The 18,631-nt window shown below is 72.1% G+C and carries 6 protein-coding genes; all 6 read right to left on the reverse strand.

What is annotated here, in order from left to right:
• Nucleotides 1–85: 85 nt before the first annotated feature.
• Complete coding sequence (gene gspE / locus J7357_RS14575; protein WP_010343590.1) at nucleotides 86–1,816, reverse strand: type II secretion system ATPase GspE; 1,731 nt, start codon at nucleotides 1,814–1,816, stop codon at nucleotides 86–88.
• The gene (locus J7357_RS14580) at nucleotides 1,813–2,070 is read right to left on the reverse strand and encodes a hypothetical protein (RefSeq protein WP_209247532.1); all 258 of its coding nucleotides are present in this window, start codon (nucleotides 2,068–2,070) and stop codon (nucleotides 1,813–1,815) included. The genes gspE and J7357_RS14580 overlap by 4 nt, the downstream gene beginning before the upstream one ends.
• Before the next feature lie 24 nt (nucleotides 2,071–2,094).
• Nucleotides 2,095–3,990, reverse strand: coding sequence for a S8 family peptidase (locus tag J7357_RS14585; protein WP_209032427.1), 1,896 nt, complete (start codon nucleotides 3,988–3,990; stop codon nucleotides 2,095–2,097).
• A gap of 156 nt (nucleotides 3,991–4,146) precedes the next feature.
• Entirely contained in the window at nucleotides 4,147–12,378 is an 8,232-nt protein-coding gene (locus tag J7357_RS14590; protein ID WP_209247533.1) for an ESPR-type extended signal peptide-containing protein, read from the reverse strand.
• A 967-nt stretch (nucleotides 12,379–13,345) separates the two neighbouring features.
• Complete coding sequence (gene purL, locus J7357_RS14595; RefSeq protein ID WP_209247535.1) at nucleotides 13,346–17,401, reverse strand: phosphoribosylformylglycinamidine synthase; 4,056 nt, start codon at nucleotides 17,399–17,401, stop codon at nucleotides 13,346–13,348.
• Between the two features lie 300 nt (nucleotides 17,402–17,701).
• Nucleotides 17,702–18,508 (reverse strand): DsbC family protein, encoded by an 807-nt coding sequence (locus J7357_RS14600; RefSeq protein ID WP_209247537.1) that lies wholly within the window; start codon nucleotides 18,506–18,508, stop codon nucleotides 17,702–17,704.
• Nucleotides 18,509–18,631 lie beyond the last annotated feature (123 nt).

Below are 18,631 nucleotides of genomic sequence, written 5' to 3' on the forward strand. Positions count from 1 at the left end.
TGCGCGGCCCCTGCGTTCCCGAGCGCGGACCGCCGGCGCATGGCGCAGCGACACGTCGTCACCGCCGGAGCGCACGCCGCGCGCATCAGGTTTCCTCCGTCACGCGCAGCACTTCCTCGATCGTGGTCTGGCCGCTGAGCGCCTTGGCCAGGCCGTCCTCGTACATGGTGCGCATGCCGGCCTCGCGCGCCAGTTGCTCGATCTCGCCCATGCCGGCGTGGCGCATCACCGCGCGCCGCAGCACGTCGTTCATCACCAGGAATTCCATGATGGTGGTGCGGCCCACGTAGCCGGTCGGCGCGATCGCCGAGGGCCGCGGGCGGTACAGGAAGATCTCGCCTTCCGGCTGCAGCCGGCGCAGCTCGAATTTCTCGATCTCCTCCGGCGAGGCCGCATAGCGCTCGGCATGGGTCGGCTCCAGCCGCCGCACCAGGCGCTGGGCGAGGATGCCGTTGATGGTGGAGGTCAGCAGGTAGTCCTCCACGCCCATGTCGAGCAGGCGGGTGATGCCGCCGGCGGCGTTGTTGGTGTGCAGCGTGGACAGCACCAGGTGGCCGGTCAGCGCGGACTGGATGGCGATGCGCGCCGTCTCCAGGTCGCGCATTTCGCCGATCATGATGATGTCCGGGTCCTGGCGCACGATGCTGCGCAGCGCATGCGAGAAATCCAGGCCGATCTGCGGCTTGGCCTGGATCTGGTTGATGCCCTCGATCTGGTATTCGACCGGGTCCTCGACGGTGATGATCTTGACGTCGGCGGTGTTGAGCTGGCTCAGCGCGGTGTACAGCGTGGTGGTCTTGCCCGAGCCGGTGGGGCCGGTGACCAGCAGGATGCCGTGCGGCTGCTCCAGCACCTTGCGGAACTGCGGCAGGAACGCGTCGGTGAAGCCGAGCCGGTGGAAATCGAACACCACGGTCTCGCGGTCGAGCAGGCGCATCACCACGCTCTCGCCGTGCGCGGTGGGCACGGTACTCACGCGCAGATCCAGCTCCTTGCCCTGCACCCGCAGCATGATGCGGCCGTCCTGCGGCAGGCGGCGCTCGGCGATGTTGAGCTTGGCCATGATCTTGACGCGGCTGATCACTGCCGCGGTCAGGTTGGCCGGCGGGCTCTCGCCGTCGATCAGCACGCCGTCGACGCGGTAGCGCACCTTCAGCCGGCTCTCGAACGGTTCGATGTGGATGTCCGAGGCACGCAGTTCCACCGCGCGCTGGATCACCAGGTTGACCAGGCGGATCACCGGCGCCTCGGAGGCCAGGTCGCGCAGGTGCTCGATGTCGTCGGCGGCGACGCTGTCGCCGTCGGCGGTTTCCACGATCGCGCCCATCGCGCTGCGGCCCTGGCCGAACCAGCGCTCGATCAGGTCGTCGATCTCCGAGCGCAGGCCGACCCGCGGCAGCACCTGCAGGCCGGTGGCCAGGCGCACCGCGTCGGCGGCGTAGGCGTCGTGCGGATCGGCCATCCACAGCTCCAGCACGCCGTCGCGCTCGCCCAGCGGACAGACATGGAATTGCTTGAGGAAGCGCAGCGACAGCGGTTGCGCCTCGGGCAGGCTCTCCGGCGCGGTGGCCGGCAACTGCTTGGCGTCGAGCAGCGGCAGGCCCAGGACCTCGGCGCTGAGCTCGGCATGGTCGCGCTCGGAGACCAGGCCCAGGCGCGCCAGCAGCGCCAGCAGGCCGCCACCGGACTCGCGCTGCAGTTGCCGCGCGCGCGCCAGGTCGCCGTCCTTGAGCCGGCCCTTGGCCAGCAACGCCGCGATGATGCGGGTTTCGGGCGTCTCCACGGCGACGGCAGTGTCCTTCACGAGCGCATTCACGCGATCCCTCCCAGATGACCGTGCGACTTTAGCAGTTCGGCATGACCCGACGCCGAATCCGGCGCGCGCCGGCGTCGCTGTCTACCGGCGGCCAGGACGTCGGCGCTGGCAGGACGCGCCGCCGTCATCGGCCTGACATTCCGGCAGGCGATGGTGGACGGTTGCGCGTCGGCCACCGGAGCACGCGACTGGGGCATGTGCGCCTGCTGCAGACGCAGGAAACCCGGCCGGAGCCGGGTTTCCTGGGACACCATGGCGCATCCCTGCGCCGCGTGCGCTTACTGGCGCGCGACCAGGCTGACGCCGCTGTAGGTGCTCTCGCCGACCAGCTTGATGTAGTAGGTGCCGGCCTGCGGCGCGGTGAAGCGCACCGTCTCGTTGTTGCCCGGACGGGTCGACTTGGCGTCGGCGTTGCCGGTGCCCGGCTCCTTGCCGAAGCTCACGTACATCGACACGTTGCCGCTGCCGCCGTAGGTGAGGAAGCTCAGCACCGCGCCGGCCTTGGCCTCGAAGCTGTACAGCGCCTCGTTGCCGGCGGCACCGGCCAGGCCCGCCACCGCCACCTTGTTGGTCAGCGCGGTCGCCGTCGGCGCGCACTGCTCGGTGGCCGGATCGCACGGTTCTTCCAGCGCCTTGTCCAGCGCGGCCTTGGCATCGACGATGCCGGTGCCGATCGGGGTGCTGGACGGGATCGACACCGGGAACGGACGCGCGGTCTGCTTGAGCAGGGTCTCCAGCGCAGCCGGGGTCAGCGGCGCCTTGCCCGCGGCGATCAGCGCGCTCTGCACCAGCGCCGCCACCGCGGCCACGTGCGGCGAGGCCATCGAGGTGCCGCCCATGCCCATGTAGGTGTAGTTGCCGGAGGTCGGCGTGGTCGCGCCGGTGTAGCCGTTCTGCCAGACATAGCCGCCCGGGTTGCCGTCGACGCTGCCGCCGCCGCCCGGACCGGACAGGTCCACCTTGGCGCCGTAGTTGGAGTAGTAGGTGATGCCGCCGGTGATGCGGGTGGCACCGACCGCGATCACGTTGTCGCAGCTGGCCGGGCTGAAGTTGGCGGCATTGGCGGTGTTGTTGCCGGCGGCCACCACCACGGTGGTGCCGCGCGACACCGCGCCGTTGATCGCGTCCTGGGTGACGCTGTCGCAGGCGCCGCCGCCGCCCAGGCTCATGTTGATGACCTCGGCCGGGTTCTGGTTGGCCGGCACGCCGGACACGGTGCCGCCCGAGGCCCAGATGATGGCGTCGGCGATGTCGGAGGTGTAGCCGCCGCACTTGCCGAGCACGCGCACCGGCAGCACGGTGGCGTTGGGCGCCACGCCGGCCATGCCGACGCCGTTGTTGGTCGCCTCGGCGACGGTGCCGGCGACGTGGCTGCCGTGCCAGGAACTGTCGTCGGCGACGGAGCCGGCGTAGCACTCGTTGTCGTTCTCCACCCAGTCGCCGTAGTCCAGCGCGCCCGGCACGCGGTCGTCGGTCGCACGCCGCGAGACTTCCTTGTCGGAGATGAAGTCGTAGCCCTGCAGCAGGTTCACCGCCACGTCCGGGTGGTTCGGCAGGATGCCGGTGTCGAGCACCGCCACCACCACGCCGTCGCCCTTGGACACGTCCCACGCGGCCGGCGCGTTGATGCCGCCGTTGGCGTTGCTGTAGTGCCACTGGTACTGCGCGTACAGCGGGTCGTTGGGCACGAACTGCGGCTGTACCTGCGCCTTGGCCCGCAGCACCTCGACCGGGCGCAGCTTGGCGTCGACCTGCGCGTACTTCACCGCCGGGTCGGCGGCGATCTCGGCCACCACCTTGTCCAGGTCGGCCTTGCTCAGCTTGCCGGTCAGGCGGATCAGGTCCGCGCCGATGCCCAGGGTGCGCACGTATTCGGCGCGCACGCTGGCCGCGGCCGCGCGCGAGATGCCGTTGCCGCCGCCGAGGCTGGCGCGGCCCACCGCCGACTGCACCGCCGACAGCTTGGCGCTGCGGTCGCTGGCCGCGGCACTGCCGGCGTTGTAGCGCACCAGGATGCGGTTGGAGGTCACCGCATCGGCCGGCGCGGAGGTACCCGGTTCCTTGACCGGCAGCGGTGCCGAAGCGCCCGCCGCGATCGCGCTCGAGGCTCCCAGCGACATCGCCAGCATGGCGGCGGCGATGGCATTGATACGAAGGTTTTGCTTGTCGATCACGTTGACGTCCTCTTCAAAGTTTCGTGGATCAGGCGACAGTTGCGGCCGTAAAACTCCCTTTTCCGAATCCGTTGGCCGGCCCAGCCAAGGTCCTGTGGTCTGCCCCCTCAGGCCATTGCGTGGCGGACGGCGGCACCCGCCGCCGTCCGCGATGGATCACCAGCCGAAACCGGCACCGATGCCGATCGAGCTGTCGTCGCTGCTGAAGGCACCGCCGATGGTCACCGTGGCGCGGTCGCTGAAGGCGCGCTGGTAGCCCACCGACAGTGCCGACTCGCCGTTCTGGAAGCCGATGCCGGCGCCGACCCGGTTCTGGGTGCGGATGCCGGCGGCGCTGGTGGCCATGTTGAGCATGGCCGCGCTCATCGCGCCCTGGCGGTCGATGCGGCGGTCCTGGTCGCGCAACCGCGCATCGACATCGCCGCGCAGCACCTCGAAGCTGTCGGCCATGGTGCCGAAGCGCGCATCGGTGTACGACTTGGCCGTAGCCACACCGTTGTCGAGCTGGCTCTTGTTGACCGCATCGGTGGCCTGGGTGCCGGCGGCGACGTTGGCGAGCTGGCGCTCGTTGCCGGCGCTGCCGATCGAGACCGTCTGCGCACGATCGGCCACCGACCCCTGCCCCAGTGCGACCGCGCCCTGCGCGGTGGCGCTGGCGCCCTGGCCGAGGGCGGTGCCCGAGGCCGCGCTGACGCTGGCGCCCTCGCCCATCGCCACCGCGTTGGTCGCCACCGCCGCGATGTGGCTGTTGGCGCCCACCGCGGTGCTGCCGTCGGCATTGACCTTGGCGTTGCTGCCGATGGCGGTGTCGTTGGGACCGTGCGCGTAGGCGCTGCCGCCGATCGCGGTGCCGGTGACGTCGTTGGCGCGCGCGGCGGTCCCCACCGCCGTGGCGCTGGAGGCCACCGCCGTGCTTTCGCCGACCTGGGCGGTGCCGATGCTGCCGGACACCGATGCGGTCGTGGCCGTCGCCGCGGTCGCCGTGGTCTCCGTCGCGGTCGCCGGCGCCGCCTCGGTGGCCTGCGCGGCCACCGCACTGGTGCCGACCATGCGCGCGCTGCGTGCCGCCGTGGCGCTGCCACCGGTGCGCGCATCCAGTTCGCTGACCTTGCCGTCCAGCGCCGCCAGCGCCGCGCCGACGTTGTTGTAGCTGGCGCCCTGGATCACGTAGGTCGGCGCCACGAACAGGCCCTGCGCGCCCAGTCCGGCGCCGCCGCCCAGGAACGTGGCCATGTTGCTCAGCGACTGGTACAGCTGGCCGCCGTTGATCGCGTCGGTGCTGCCGGCGGCGACGCTGCCGGCGGTCAGGTTGACGATGCGCCGGGTGGCCGGGCCGCCGCGGCCGTTGCCGCTGCCCAGCGACACGGTGTCGGCCTCATACACCCGCGAGCCGGCGCCGAGCGCGACCGCGTTGTCCGCCGAGACGCCGGCATTGGCGCCGAGGGCGACGCCGTTGCTGCCGCTGTTGCGGACGAAGCTGTTGTAGCCCATCGCCACGCCGTTCTCGCCGATCGCATTGGTCTGCAGGCCGATCGCGGTGCTGCGCGCACCGGTCGCCGAGCTGCCGGCACCGGTGGCGGTGGCACCGGCACCGGCGGCGACGCTGCCCACGCCCAGCGCGGAACTGCGCAGGCCGCTGGCGGTGGCGCCGGCACCGGCCGCGGTGCTGTCCACGCCGCTGGCGCTGGCCACCGCGGTGCCGGAACTCTGGAAGCGTGCGCTGGTGTCGCCGGCAGCGGTGGCCACCGCGTCCAGCTGCGCCTTGTTCACCGCATCGGTGGCGTTGACCGCTGCGCCGACATTGGTGATGCGGCGCGTGGCCGGCGCGGTGACGCCGTTGCCGCCACCCACCGACACCACGTTGGCTTCGCTGGTGCGCGCGCCCGAGCCCAGGGCGACGCTGCCGGCGCCGCTGGCCGAGGCGTTGATGCCCAGCGCCGTGGCATTGGTGCCGCCATAGGCGAAGGCGTTCTGGCCGATCGCGGTGCCGCCTTGCGCCGTGGCCCAGGCGAACTGGCCGACCGAGGTGGTCTGCGCCGCGGTGGCCCAGGCCGAGGCACCGAGCGCGGTCGCATCCTCGCCGGTGGCGCGGGCGCTGTAGCCCAGCGCCGCGGCATAGGCGCCGGAGGCGGTGCTGCCCCAGCCCAGCGCCGAGGCGTAGTTGCCCGCCGCCGCCGCGCCGTAACCGAACGCGCTGGTGCGGGTGCCGCTGGCGGCGCTGAAGGCACCGACCGCGGTGCTGTAGTCGCTGCCGGCCGTGGCCTTGTAGCCGTCGGCCGTGGCCTGCAGGCCGCTGGCGATGGCGCCGGCGCCACTGGCACTGCTGAACGTGCCGCTGGCCTGCGCACCCGCGCCCAGCGCGGTGGCACCGGCGGCGCTGGCGGTGGTGGTGCCGTCGAGCAGCACGTTGCCGGACGCGTCGGTGTAGTACAGCGAGCCGCCGATCGCGGTGCTGGATTCGCCGGTGGCGGTGGCGTTGTAGCCGGACGCGGTGGCGTAGCGGGCGCCGGCCAGCGCGCCGCTGCCGAACGCCGAGGCACCGGTGCCGTAGGCGTTGCTGGCCTCGCCGGCGGCGGTGGCGTAGGTGCCTTCCACGTAGCTGCCGACATCGTCGGCCGGGTCGCTGCCGCCGCTGGCCTTGAACTGCTTGCCGGTGGCATCGGCCGACTGCTTCACCTCGTTCAGTTGCGCGACGTTGACCGCATCGGTGGCCTCGGTGCCGGCGGCGACGCTGATGATCTGCCGCTCCTTGCCGGCGCTGCCCACCGAGACGGTGTTGTCGCGTGCCGCCTCGGAGTTCGCACCCAGGGCCACGCTGTTGACGCCCGACGCATAGGCGCCGTAGCCGAACGCACTGGCGCTGTCGGCGCTGGCGTAGCTGAGGCTGCCCAGCGCGCTGCTGAAGTCGGCGGTGGCACCGGCGCCGGCACCGAACGCGGCGCTGTTGGCGCCCGAGGCCTCGGCCGGGATCAGGCCGAAGAACGAGGTGCCACCGACCGCCACGCTCTCCTCGCCGGAGGCCACGCTGTACTCGCCCACCGCCACGCTGCTGCTGCCGGAAGCGGTGGAGGACACGCCGACCGCGGTGCCGTAGCTGCCTGAGGCGAGTGCGCCATAGCCCAGCGCCGAGGACAGATAGCCCGTGGCCTCGCTGTAGCCGCCCAGGGCGGTGGCGCCGATGCCCGACGCAGCGCTGCGGAAGCCGGTGGCCGTAGCCTGGTTGTCCGAGGCCACCGCTTCGTTGCCGGTGGCGGTGGAATAGGTGCCGCTGGCCTGCGCGCCGGCGCCGCTGGCGGTGGCGCCGATCTCGCTGGCCTGGGCGTTGCTGCCGATGGCGATGCTGTTCTCGCCCGACGCCTGGCTGGCGTTGCCCAGCGCGACCGCATCGACACCGCTGGAGACGGCATTGAAGCCGATCGCGGTCGCCCCGGCGGCCACGGCATTGGCGCCGCCACCGAGCGCAGTGGCGCCGTCGGCAGTGGCGTTGGCGGCCTCGCCGGCGGCCAGCGCATTGTCGCCGTCGACCAGGGCGCCGGCATCGCTGTCGGCGCTGCCGCTGGCCTGGAAGTACTTGCTGGTCGCTGCCGCGGCCTGCTTCACCGCATCCAGTTGGGCGACGTTGACCGCATCGGTGGCCTCGGTGCCGGCGGCGACGTTGGTGATCTGCCGCTCCTGCCCGGCACTGCCCACCGACACGCTGTAGGCGCGGTCGGCGACCGCCCCGGCGCCCAGCGCCACCGCATTGGATGCCGTCGTCTCGCTGCCGGCGCCGATGCTGATCGCGCTTTCCGCATCGGCCACGGTGTTGGTGCCGATGGCGATGGTGTTGACCTGGTTGCCCAGCGCCTGGAAGCCCAGCGCCACGCTGTAGTTGCCGTAGCCGAACGCGCCGCGGCCGACTGCGGTGGCGCTCAGGCCCGGCGCCCAGCTGTTGAACCCGATCGAGGTGGCGCCGCTGCCGCTGGCCCACGCCCCGGTGCCGAACGCCGAGGCGTTGGCGCCGGTGGCCCAGGCCGAGGTGCCGAACGCCGACGCGCCATCGGCCGTGGCCCAGGCGTAGGCGCCGACCGCGCTGGCGTCCTCGCCGCTGGCCCAGGCGTTGTCGCCCTGCGCCAGGCTGTAGTTGCCCGTCGCGCGCGCCTTGTAGCCGCCGGCGGTGCTGTGGTCGCCGGTGGCCTGCGCACCGTAGCCGGTGGCGGTGGCGACGCTGCCGGTGGCCTGCGCGCCCGCGCCGAGCGCGGTGGCGTTCTCGCCGGCATTGGCGCCGACCAGCACCGGCTTGCCGTCGGCATCGACGATCGGCTGGTTGTACTGGTCGTAGGCCTGGCCGCGGCCGCCGATGGCGGTGCCGCCGGTGCCGGCGGCCGTGCTGCCGTTGCCCAGCGCCACCGCGTCATCGCCCATCGCCGCCGCACCGCTGCCGAACGCCGCCGCGCCGGCGCCGTAGGCATTGGCCGCATCGCCGGCAGCCAGCGCGCCGGCGCCGTCGGCATAGGCGCCGACCGTGCCGTCGCCGCCATGCGCGAAGAACTTGGAAGTGCCTTCGGCGGTGGCGCGCACCGCATCCAGTTGCGCGAGGTTGACCGCATCGGTGGACTGCGTGCCCGCGGCGACATTGACGATCTGCCGCTCGCTGCCGGCATCGCCGACCGAGACCGTGTTGGCCCGACGCGCCACCGAGTTCGCACCCAGCGCCACGCTGTCGGCGGCCAGCGCGGTGCTGTAGAAGCCTACCGCGGTGCTGTTGGCGCCGCTGGCCCAGGATTGCGCGCCCAGCGCGCTGGCGTAGTCGCCCGGCGCGTAGGCGAAGTAGCCCAGCGCGGTGCTCTGCAGGCCCGAGGCCTCGGTCATGCTGCCGTTGGCGGTGGAGTCGTCGCCCGAGGCGATCGCGCCGGCGCCGAATGCGGCCGCGTTGGCGCCGCTGGCCTGGGTCTGCACGAACAGGCCCAGGCCCGGGATCAGGTCGGCCGGACCGCCGACCGCCACGCTGCTGGTGCCGGTGGCCGCACTCTGCGTGCCGACCGCCGTGGCGTAGTCGCCGGTGGCATTGGCCACCGCGCCGAACGCCGACGCCTGCGCGCCGCCGGCGTAGGCGCCCACGCCCACCGCCGAGGCGGCGAAGCCGCTGGCATCGGCGCTGGCGCCCAGCGCGGTACCGCCGACCCCGGCGCTGGTGGCGCCGGTGTCCACCGCCACCCCGCTCTTGGTGATCAGCGGATCGCCGTTGGCGTCCACCGCCACCCCGCCGACCGCCACCGCCGCCGGCCCGGTGGCCTGCGCGTTGGTGCCGAAGGCGGCGCTGTTCTGCCCGGCCGCGACCGCGCCGCTGCCCACCGCGGTGGCGCCGCTGTTGAGCGCATCGGCGCCGGCGCCGAGCGCGGTGCTGCCGTTGCCGATGGCATTGGCGGCCTCGCCGGCGGCGAGCGCGTCGTCGCCTTCGACGTAGGCGCCGGCATCGCTGTTGCCGGCGCTGGCCTGCAGGTACTTGCCGGCTTCCTGCAACTGCGCCACGTTGACCGCGTCGGTGGCTTCGGTGCCTGCGGCGACGCTGGTGATCTGCCGGGTCAGGCCGTTGCCCACGTCGCCGACGGAGACGCTGTTGTCGCGGTTCGCGTAGGAATACGCGCCAAGCGCGACCGCGCTGGACGCCGAGCGATCCTGCGCATCCGCGACCCAGCTGCTGACCCGCGCGCCGTAGCCGATCGCGGTCGCGTCGGCGCCATTGGCCGCGCTGTTGGCACCGAGCGCGGTGCTGCTGTCGTGGAACGTGGAGGTCACCGCATCGGCACCGAGCGCCACGCTGTTGGCGTTCCACGCGGTCGCCGCCTGGCCGATCGCCACCCCGCCCTCGCCCGCGGACAGCGCATGCGCGCCGAGCGAGACGGTGTGCGGCGCGAACGAACCGGCGCTGTGGCCGATCGCCACCGAGTCGGCGGTGCCGTTCTCCAGGTTCGGGAACACATTGGCGTTGTAGCCCATGGCGATCGCGTAATCGCCCTGGCTCTCCGCGCCTGCCCCCAGCGCCACGCTGCCGACGCCGGTGGCCGCGGTGATGCCGACGCTGTTGCCGGCGCTCGCCGCGGCGGTGCTGACCCCGCCGATCGCCACGCTGTCGGTCCCGCTGGCCAGCGAGTTCATGCCCATCGCCACGGTGCTGGTCGCGGTCGCCCGCGCGCCGATGCCGGCCGCGGTGGCGTAATCGCCGGCCGCGCGCGAGCCGTAGCCCACCGCCGTACCCAGGTCGCCGGCCACTTCGGACAGGCCGCCGACCGCGGTGGCGCCATCCTTGAAGGTCTGCGCGTGATAGCCCAGCGCGGTGCTCTGCACGCCGCTGGCCGAGGTGCCGGTGCCGACCGCGGTGCTCAGCGGATCCAGCGCCTGCGCGCCGCCGCCGACCGCGGTCGCAGCCACGCCGAGCGCCTGGGTGGTCTGTTCGCGGCTGCCGACGATGAAGCCGTTCTCGTCGTACTCGTACACCGTCGCGGTGCTGCCGATCGCCGTGGCCGAGGTGCCGACCGCCGTGGCATCGGTGCCGACCGCACTGGCGTGGTCGCCGCTGGCGACCGCGCCACTGCCCAGCGCCGCGGCGCCGAGGCCGGCGGCGGTGCTGGTGGAACCGACGGCGGTGGCGTAGTCGCCATCGGCCAGCGCGTCGGCGCCGGCGGCGGTGGCCTGCTGGCCCTGCGCCAGCGCAGTGCCGTCGCCGCTGCCGGCGAACAGCCGCGCGGTGCCGTCGGCCACCTGCTTGACCGCGTCGAGCTGGTCCAGGTTCACCGCATCGGTGCCCTCGGTGCCGGCGGCGACGTTGGCGATCTGCCGCTCCTTGCCGGCGCTGCCGACCGAGACGGTGTCGGCGCGATCGGCGACCGATCCCTGGCCGAGCGCGACGCTGCCGCTGGCCGCGGCCTTGGCGCCGTAGCCCAGCGCGGTGGAATCGTCGGCCTGCGCCCAGGACGCGGCGCCGAACGCGGCGCTGGAGGCGCCGTCGGCAGAACTCAGCCAGCCGACCGAGGTCGAGAAGTCCCCATTGGCCCAGGCGCCGGCACCGAACGCGCTGCCGCCCTCGCCCTGCGCCTCGGTGGTGAACAGGCCGAGCACGCTGCCGCCGACGGCGGTGCTGGACACGCCGCTGGCAAGGCTGGAAAAGCCAACCGCCACGGCGTCGCCGCCGCTGGCGTTGGCGCCGTAGCCGAACGCGGAGGCGAAGTCGCCGCCAGCCTGGCTGAAGCCGCCGGTGGCGGTCGCCGCCAGCCCGGTGGCGGCGGCGGAGAAGCCGGTGGCGGTGCTCTGCGTGCCGTCGGCGCGCGCGGCGGTGCCCAGCGCGGTGGAGAACGCGCCATTGGCCTGCGCACCGGCGCCGAACGCGCTGGCGCCCTGCGCGGCCGCGGTGGTGGTGCCTTCCAGCAGCACCTCGCCGTTGTCGTCGACGATCGACAGCGCACCGCCGACCGCGGTCGCCGAGGCGCCGACGGCGGTGGCGTTGCTGCCGACTGCAGTGGCGTTGCCGCCCAGCGTGGTGGCGCCGCTGCCGAGCGCGCTGGCGCCGTTGCCGATGGCGTTGGCGCCTTCGCCGGCAGCCACCGCATTGGCGCCCTCGACGTAGGCGCCGGCATCGCTGGCGTCGCTACCGCTGGACTGGAAGTACTTGGCGGTGGTGTCGGCGGTCTGCTTGACCGCGTCCAGCTGCGCCACGTTGACCGCATCGGTGGCCTCGGTGCCGGCGGCCACGTTGGTGATCTGGCGTTCGCCGCCGGCCTTGCCGACCGACACGCTGTCGTCGCGATCGGCCACCGCGTCGGCGCCCAGCGCCACGCTGTTGCGGCCCTGCGCGACCGCGCTGTTGCCCAGCGCGGTGCTGTTGAAGCCGCTGGCGCTGGAGAAACCGCCGACCGCGGTGGCGTACTCGCCCGTCGCATCGGCGGCCACGCCGACCGCGGCGCTGGCGGCGCCGGAGGCGATGCTCTCGGCGCCGAGCGCGGTCGCGCCATCGCCGCTGGCGGTGCTGTAGTAGCCGAGCGCGCTGGCTTCCACGCCGCTGGCGTCGCTGAGGGTGCCGCTGGCCACGCTGCCGTCGCCGCTGGCGTTGCTGGCCGCGCCGGTCGCGGTGCTCTGCGCGCCGCTGGCGTTGCTCTCGGCACCGACCGCGGTGGCGTAGTCGCCGCTGGCGTTGGCGTTGTCGCCGATCTGCACGGCCTGCGCCTGGGCGCTGCCGGGAAGGGCGCCGGCGCCCAGCGCCAGGGCGATCGCGCCGGCCAGGGCCAGGCCGTGTGCGCGTGCGGCACGGCGATCGCGGACGACCGCGCCGCGGGCATCGCCGCTGGCCAGTTCCGACGCCACCACCCACATCCCCAACGCGTTGTTCCAGACCTTGCGATAAATCCGATTCATCGACGACTGCTCCTCAATTCGGCTGGTTTTCGGTCAAAAAGCCACCCTCGCCCGGCGTTCCGGCCGGCCGACCCCCTGTCGGTTTTTTAGGTGCCGCACGTCCCAACCGGGACGCGAGAGGCTCACGCCTGTCGCTGCTCGGAGCTGTAGATGAACCGAGGTGGAATGCGGAACTGACTCGAGTGTTAACCCGGCCTTTCAAGTACGTCAAGTTTTTGACTTGCTGCGACACACGCCGTGACACAGACCGCGAATTCAGGCTTGTTTCGTTAATTTTTCGATAAATATCAATGAAAACAACCCATTCGCGCCAACTTTTCGGCACGGACCTTGCCAGCCTTGACATGCCGCGTTTGGAGCGATTTCGTTTTTCGTCAAGGACTTGACGCAAACGTGTGTTATGCGCGCCAGGACCTGCACAATCGAGATGCGCGATCGCGCCAGACGGACCCGAATGGCGCCGATTGCGCGAAACAGATGCCCGTGGTCACGCGGCGGCGTGACCCGGGTGGCGGATGGCGGAATGGATGCGGCCGCAGTGTGACCATGCAGCCCGGAGCGCCAGGTGGGTGCACACCACCGGCTTGTTCACCGCGACGGTGACGCAGGCGCACGAACGCGACCGCCCTGACGGCAGCGCGCGGGACAACACCCTGCAGTTTTTCGTAGGAGCGGCTTCAGCCGCGACCGCGCACGGTCGGATCGTCCCGACTGCGGGATTTGCAGAGGGATCCCATTCGATACACGGGAAACATCGACGGTATCGGTCTGTCGGACCACCGACTCAGCCGGCCCCGGACACGGTCCTGCGTCGGGACTGAAGTCCCTCCCACATGGGACGCAGCGACGCGCGACCCAGCGCGTCGACGCTCGATCGGACTGGGCGACACCGCGCCGTCGCCGTCGCGCAGTCGCCGTCGCGCAGGCGCGTCGCCACCACGGCGAGCGCGCCTGGGCAACGCCGGGTTCAGCCCACCCACACCCGCGCGTTGCGGAACATGCGCAGCCACGGCGCGTCGTCCGGCCACTCGGCCGGATGCCAGCTGAGGTTGAGCGAGCGCAGGGTGCGTTCCGGGTGCGGCATCAGGATCGTCACCCGTCCGTCGTCGCTGGTCAGGCCAGTGATGCCGTCGGGCGAGCCGTTCGGGTTCAGCGGGTACTGCGTGGCGACGGCGCCATGGCCGTCGACGAAGCGCAGCGCCACGCGCGCGGCGGCCTGGTCCACGGCCGTGTCGAACTCGGCGCGGCCTTCGCCGTGCGCCACCGCCACCGGGATCCGCGAGCCGGCCATGCCGCGCAGGAAGATCGACGGCGATTCCACCACTTCCAGCAGGCTGGTGCGCGCCTCGAACTGCTCGCTGCGGTTGCGCAGGAAGCGCGGCCAGTGCTCGGCACCGGGAATGATGTCCTTGAGCTGGCTGAGCATCTGGCAGCCGTTGCACACGCCCAGGGCGAAGGTGTCTGGACGCGCGAAGAACGCGGCGAAGGCATCGCGCAGCGCCGGCCGCTCCAGGATCGAGGTCGCCCAGCCGCGGCCGGCACCGAGCACGTCGCCGTAGCTGAAGCCGCCGCAGGCGGCCAGGCCCACGAAGTCGGCCAGGTCCACACGGCCGGCGATGAGGTCGCTCATGTGCACGTCGAAGGCGCGGAACCCGGCGCGCTCGAACGCATTGGCCATCTCGATCTGGCCGTTGACGCCCTGCTCGCGCAGGATCGCCACCTTCGGCCGCTGGCCGCTGGCGACGAACGGCGCGGCGATGTCCTCGGCAGGGTCGAAGGCCAGCTTCGGCTTGAGCCCGGGCGCGGCGAAATCGCGCGCCAGCGCGCGTTCCTCGGCGGCGCTGTCGGGGTTGTCGCGCAGCGTCTGCATGGCGTGGGTCACCGACCACCAGGCATCGAACAGCTCGTCCCAACGCCATTCGGCCAGGGTCTTGCCGCCCAGGGCCACGCGCACCGCCGCGGCGGTGCTGGGGCGGGCGATGCGCTGCGCGCACTCGGTCAGCGCATGGCGCTCGACCAGGTCGGCGAACGCCGCGCGGTCTTCCTTGGCGACCTGCACCACCGCGCCCAGTTCCTCGTTGAACAGGCTGCGGAAGGGATCGTCGCCCCAGGCATCGAGGGTGATGTCCAGGCCCTGCCGCGAGGCGAACGCCATCTCGCACAGCGCGGCGAACGCGCCGCCATCGCTGCGGTCGTGATACGCCAGCAGCATGCCGGCCTCGCGCGCATCGCGGATCAACTCGAAGAACGCGCGCAGCCGCTGCGGATCGTCCAGATCCGGCACCGCCCCGCCGAACGCCGGCAGCGCACCGTCGCCATGCACCTGCGCCAGCACCGAACCGCCCAGGCGTTGCTTGCCGCCGCCCAGCCCGATCAGCCACAGCTCGCTCTCGGCCTCGCGCGCCAGCAACGGCGTCAGCTGCGCCCGCGCATCGGCCACCGGCGCGAAGGCGGAGACGATGAGGGAGACGGGCGAGACGCTTTTGTGCGTGGCGCCGGGACTGGAGAATGGGGAATCGGGAATCGGAGAAGCGGCGGCATCGGTGGCGGACGCATCGCGCTTTTCCCCATTCCCGATTCCCGATTCCCGATTCACGGCGGTCACCGCCCACTGCGCCTGCATCGACAGCGAGTCCTTGCCCACCGGGATGCTCAGGTCCAGCTGCGGGCACAGCTCCATGCCCACCGCCTTGACCGCGGCGTACAGGCGCGCGTCCTCGCCGTCGTGGTTGGCCGCGGCCATCCAGTTCGCCGACAGCTTGACCTGGTCCAGCGCCTGCACCGGCGCCGCGCACAGGTTGGTGATGGCTTCGCCCACCGCCATGCGCGCGGCCGCGGCGGCGTCGAGCAGGGCCAGCGGGGTGCGCTCGCCGATCGCCATCGCTTCGCCGGCGTGGGTATCGAAGCCGGCCAACGTGATCGCGCAATCGGCCAGCGGCAGCTGCCAGGGACCGATCATCTGCTCGCGCGCAGTTAGCCCGCCGACGCTGCGATCGCCGATGGTGACCAGGAAGCTCTTCGCCGCCACCGTCGGATGGGCCAGCACGCGCAGCCCGGCCTCGCGCAGGTCCAGCGCATCGGTGTCCAGCTCCGGCCAGCGCGGCGCCGGCGGCTGCCGGGTGTCGCGGTGCATCTTCGGCGGCTTGCCGAAGAGCACGTCCATGGGCAGATCGATCGGATGCTGGGAATGGGGAGTGGGGAATGGGGAATGGGCAACAGCGGGGTCGGCTGGCGTTTCACCATTCCCGATTCCCGATTCTCCATTCCCACCGCCGAGCACCCCGTAACCCACGACGAGCCGTTCCTCGGCGGTCGCCACACCCACCGCGGCAAACGGGCAGCGTTCGCGCTCGCAGATCGCGGCGAATTCGGCCAGGCGCGCCTGCGGCACGCCGAGCACGTAGCGCTCCTGCGATTCGTTGCACCACAGCTGCATCGGCGACAGCGAGGGGTCGTCGCTGGGCACGCGGTCCAGGTCGATGAGGCCGCCTACGCTGGAATCGTGCAGCAGTTCGGGAATGGCGTTGGACAGGCCGCCGGCGCCGACGTCGTGGAACCAGCGGATCGGGTTGTCCGCGCCCAGCGCCACGCAGCGGTCGATGACCTCCTGCACGCGCCGCTCCATCTCCGGGTTGTCGCGCTGCACGCTGGCGAAATCCAGGTCCTCGGCGCTGTCGCCGGAGGCCACCGAACTGGCCGCGCCGCCGCCCAGGCCGATCAGCATCGCCGGGCCGCCGAGCACGATCACCGCATCGCCGGGCTGCAGCGGGATCTTCTCCACCTGCACGCGGTCGATCGCGCCCAGGCCGCCGGCCAGCATGATCGGCTTGTCGTAGGCGCGGGTCAGGTCCTGCGTCTCCGGCAGCTCGAAGCTGCGGAAATAGCCAAGCAGGTTGGGCCGGCCGAATTCGTTGTTGAACGCGGCGCCGCCGAGCGGGCCGTCCAGCATGATTTCCAGCGCCGGGGCCATGCGCGGGTTGAGCGGACGCGCGCCCTCCCACGGCTGCGGCAGGCTGGGAATGCGCAGGTGCGAGACGCTGAAGCCGGTCAGGCCGGCCTTGGGCTTGCCGCCACGGCCGGTGGCGCCCTCGTCGCGGATCTCGCCACCGGCGCCGGTGGAGGCGCCCGGGAACGGCGCGATCGCGGTCGGGTGGTTGTGGGTCTCGACCTTGATGCAGAACGCCGACGGCGTCACCGCCTCGCTGCGGTACTCGCCACTGGCCGGATCCGGGCGGTAGCGCGCGGCCGGATGGCCTTCCACCACCGCCGCGTTGTCGCTGTACGCGCTGAGCGTGTGCTGCGGGGTCTGCTGGTGGGTGTGCTTGATCATCCGGAACAGCGAGCGGTCCTGCTCCTTGCCGTCGATGGTCCAGCTGGCGTTGAAGATCTTGTGCCGGCAGTGCTCGGAATTGGCCTGCGCGAACATCATCAGTTCCACATCGGCCGGATCGCGGCCGAGCTCGCCGAAGCGCTGGCGCAGGTAGTCGATCTCGTCCTGGGCCAGGGCCAGGCCCAGGCGCGCGTTGGCCGCTTCCAACTGGTCCAGCGGGATGCGCTCGACCTCGCCGCGCGCCGGCGCCTGGAACAGCGCCTGCGCCTGTGCGGCATCGTCCAGCAGCGACTGCGTCATCGGATCGTGCAGCAGCTTGGCCAGCGCGGCCTGGTCGACCGGCGCCTGCGGCCAGCCGGCCAGGTCCAGGCGCGTGCCGCGCTCGACCCGGCGGATCGCCAGCCCGGCACCGCGGACCAGTTCGGTGGCCTTGCTCGACCACGGCGAGCGCGTGCCCAGCCGCGGCACCACGTAGCGCGAGCAGGTGCCCGCGTCGGCCGGCGCCGGCGCGTCCTGCGCCTGCAGGATGCGGCGGGCCGCGACCAGGTCGAGCGAGGCGGCGTTCTCGCCGTCAATGAAGTAGACGTGCCAGGCGCCGGCGATGCGCACGCCGGGAACGAGGGACTGCAGGCGGGTTTCGAGCCGAGCGCGACGGAACGGCGAAAGGGCGGAAGCGCCCTCGAGGACGATCATGTCCGGGGAACCGTGTGAGGAAACGGGCTGGCTATTGTAGCGGAGAGCTGGGAAGGGGGATTCGGAAATGGGGAATCGGCACAGCCGGCCGCCGAGCGGGGTCGGCGTCAGCGGACGCGCTAGCGGTGGTTGGGCGCCAGCGGACGCGGCGCTCCAGCGGCAAAACGCGGAGCGGCAACAGCGGTGGCGCAAAGGCCGCACCGCCGACCAAGGGGGAGAGACGAGCGTTCAGCGGTCGTGGCCGCGGGAACGAGCGACGTCGCGCCCATTCCCGATTCCCGTTTCCCCATTCCCGGCCGCTCAGCGGCTTCCGCCAGCCTTCGTCGCTTCCGCCGCGCGCTTATCGAGCGCTTCGCGCATCTTGGCCGGGGGCAGGTAGCCGCCGATCTGGGTGCCGTCCGGGGCGAAGATCGCCGGGGTACCGTTCACGCCCAGGCGCTGGCCCAGGTTGTACTGCATGGTCACCGGGTTCTTGCAGTTGGCCGCGCTCGGCACCTTGCCGCTGGCCTTGGCGTCGGTGAGCGCCTTCTTCTTGTCGGCCGCGCACCACACCGCGACCATGTCCTTGTAGTCCTGGCTGCCCAGGCCCATGCGCGGGTACGCCAGGTACTCCACGGCGATGCCCTGCTTGTTGAGCTCGGCGATCTCGCTGTGCAGCTTGCGGCAGTAGCCGCATTCGATGTCGGTGAACACGCTGATGGTGTACTTGGGATTGGCCGGGGCGAACACGATGCGGTCGGCACGCGGCGCCGATTCCAGCAGCTTGCGGCGGTAGCTCAGCAGGCCCTCGCTGGAGGCGAACTGCTTTTCCTGGATGTCGAACGGCTGCGCCTGGAACAGGTAGCGGCCGTCGTCGGAGACGTACAGCACCTGGCCGCCCACCACCACTTCGCGGAAACCGGGGAACGGCGCGGCACCGATGTAGTCGGGCTTGAAGTTGGGATCGAGCTGCAGCAGCGCCGACCGCACGCGCTGCTCGCCCGGTGCGCCGCTGACGGCGGGTGCGGCCTTGGACGACGCGGCGGCGCCGGCCGGCGGCGTGGTGGACTGTGCGCAGGCGGAGAGCGAAGCCGCGCCCAGCAGCGCGCAAAGAGCAAAACGGAGCATTGGCGATCCATGAGGGCTGCGAATGGCCGGATTGTCGCACACCCCCCGGCGCGGTCCATGTAGACAGGCTGAGCGGCGTCGCGCAGCGCGGCCACCTCCAGGACAACTCCAAATCACGCGCAG

The sequence above is a fragment of the Xanthomonas sp. D-109 genome (genome assembly GCF_017746095.1).
Taxonomy (GTDB): Bacteria; Pseudomonadota; Gammaproteobacteria; order Xanthomonadales; family Xanthomonadaceae; genus Xanthomonas_A; species Xanthomonas_A sacchari.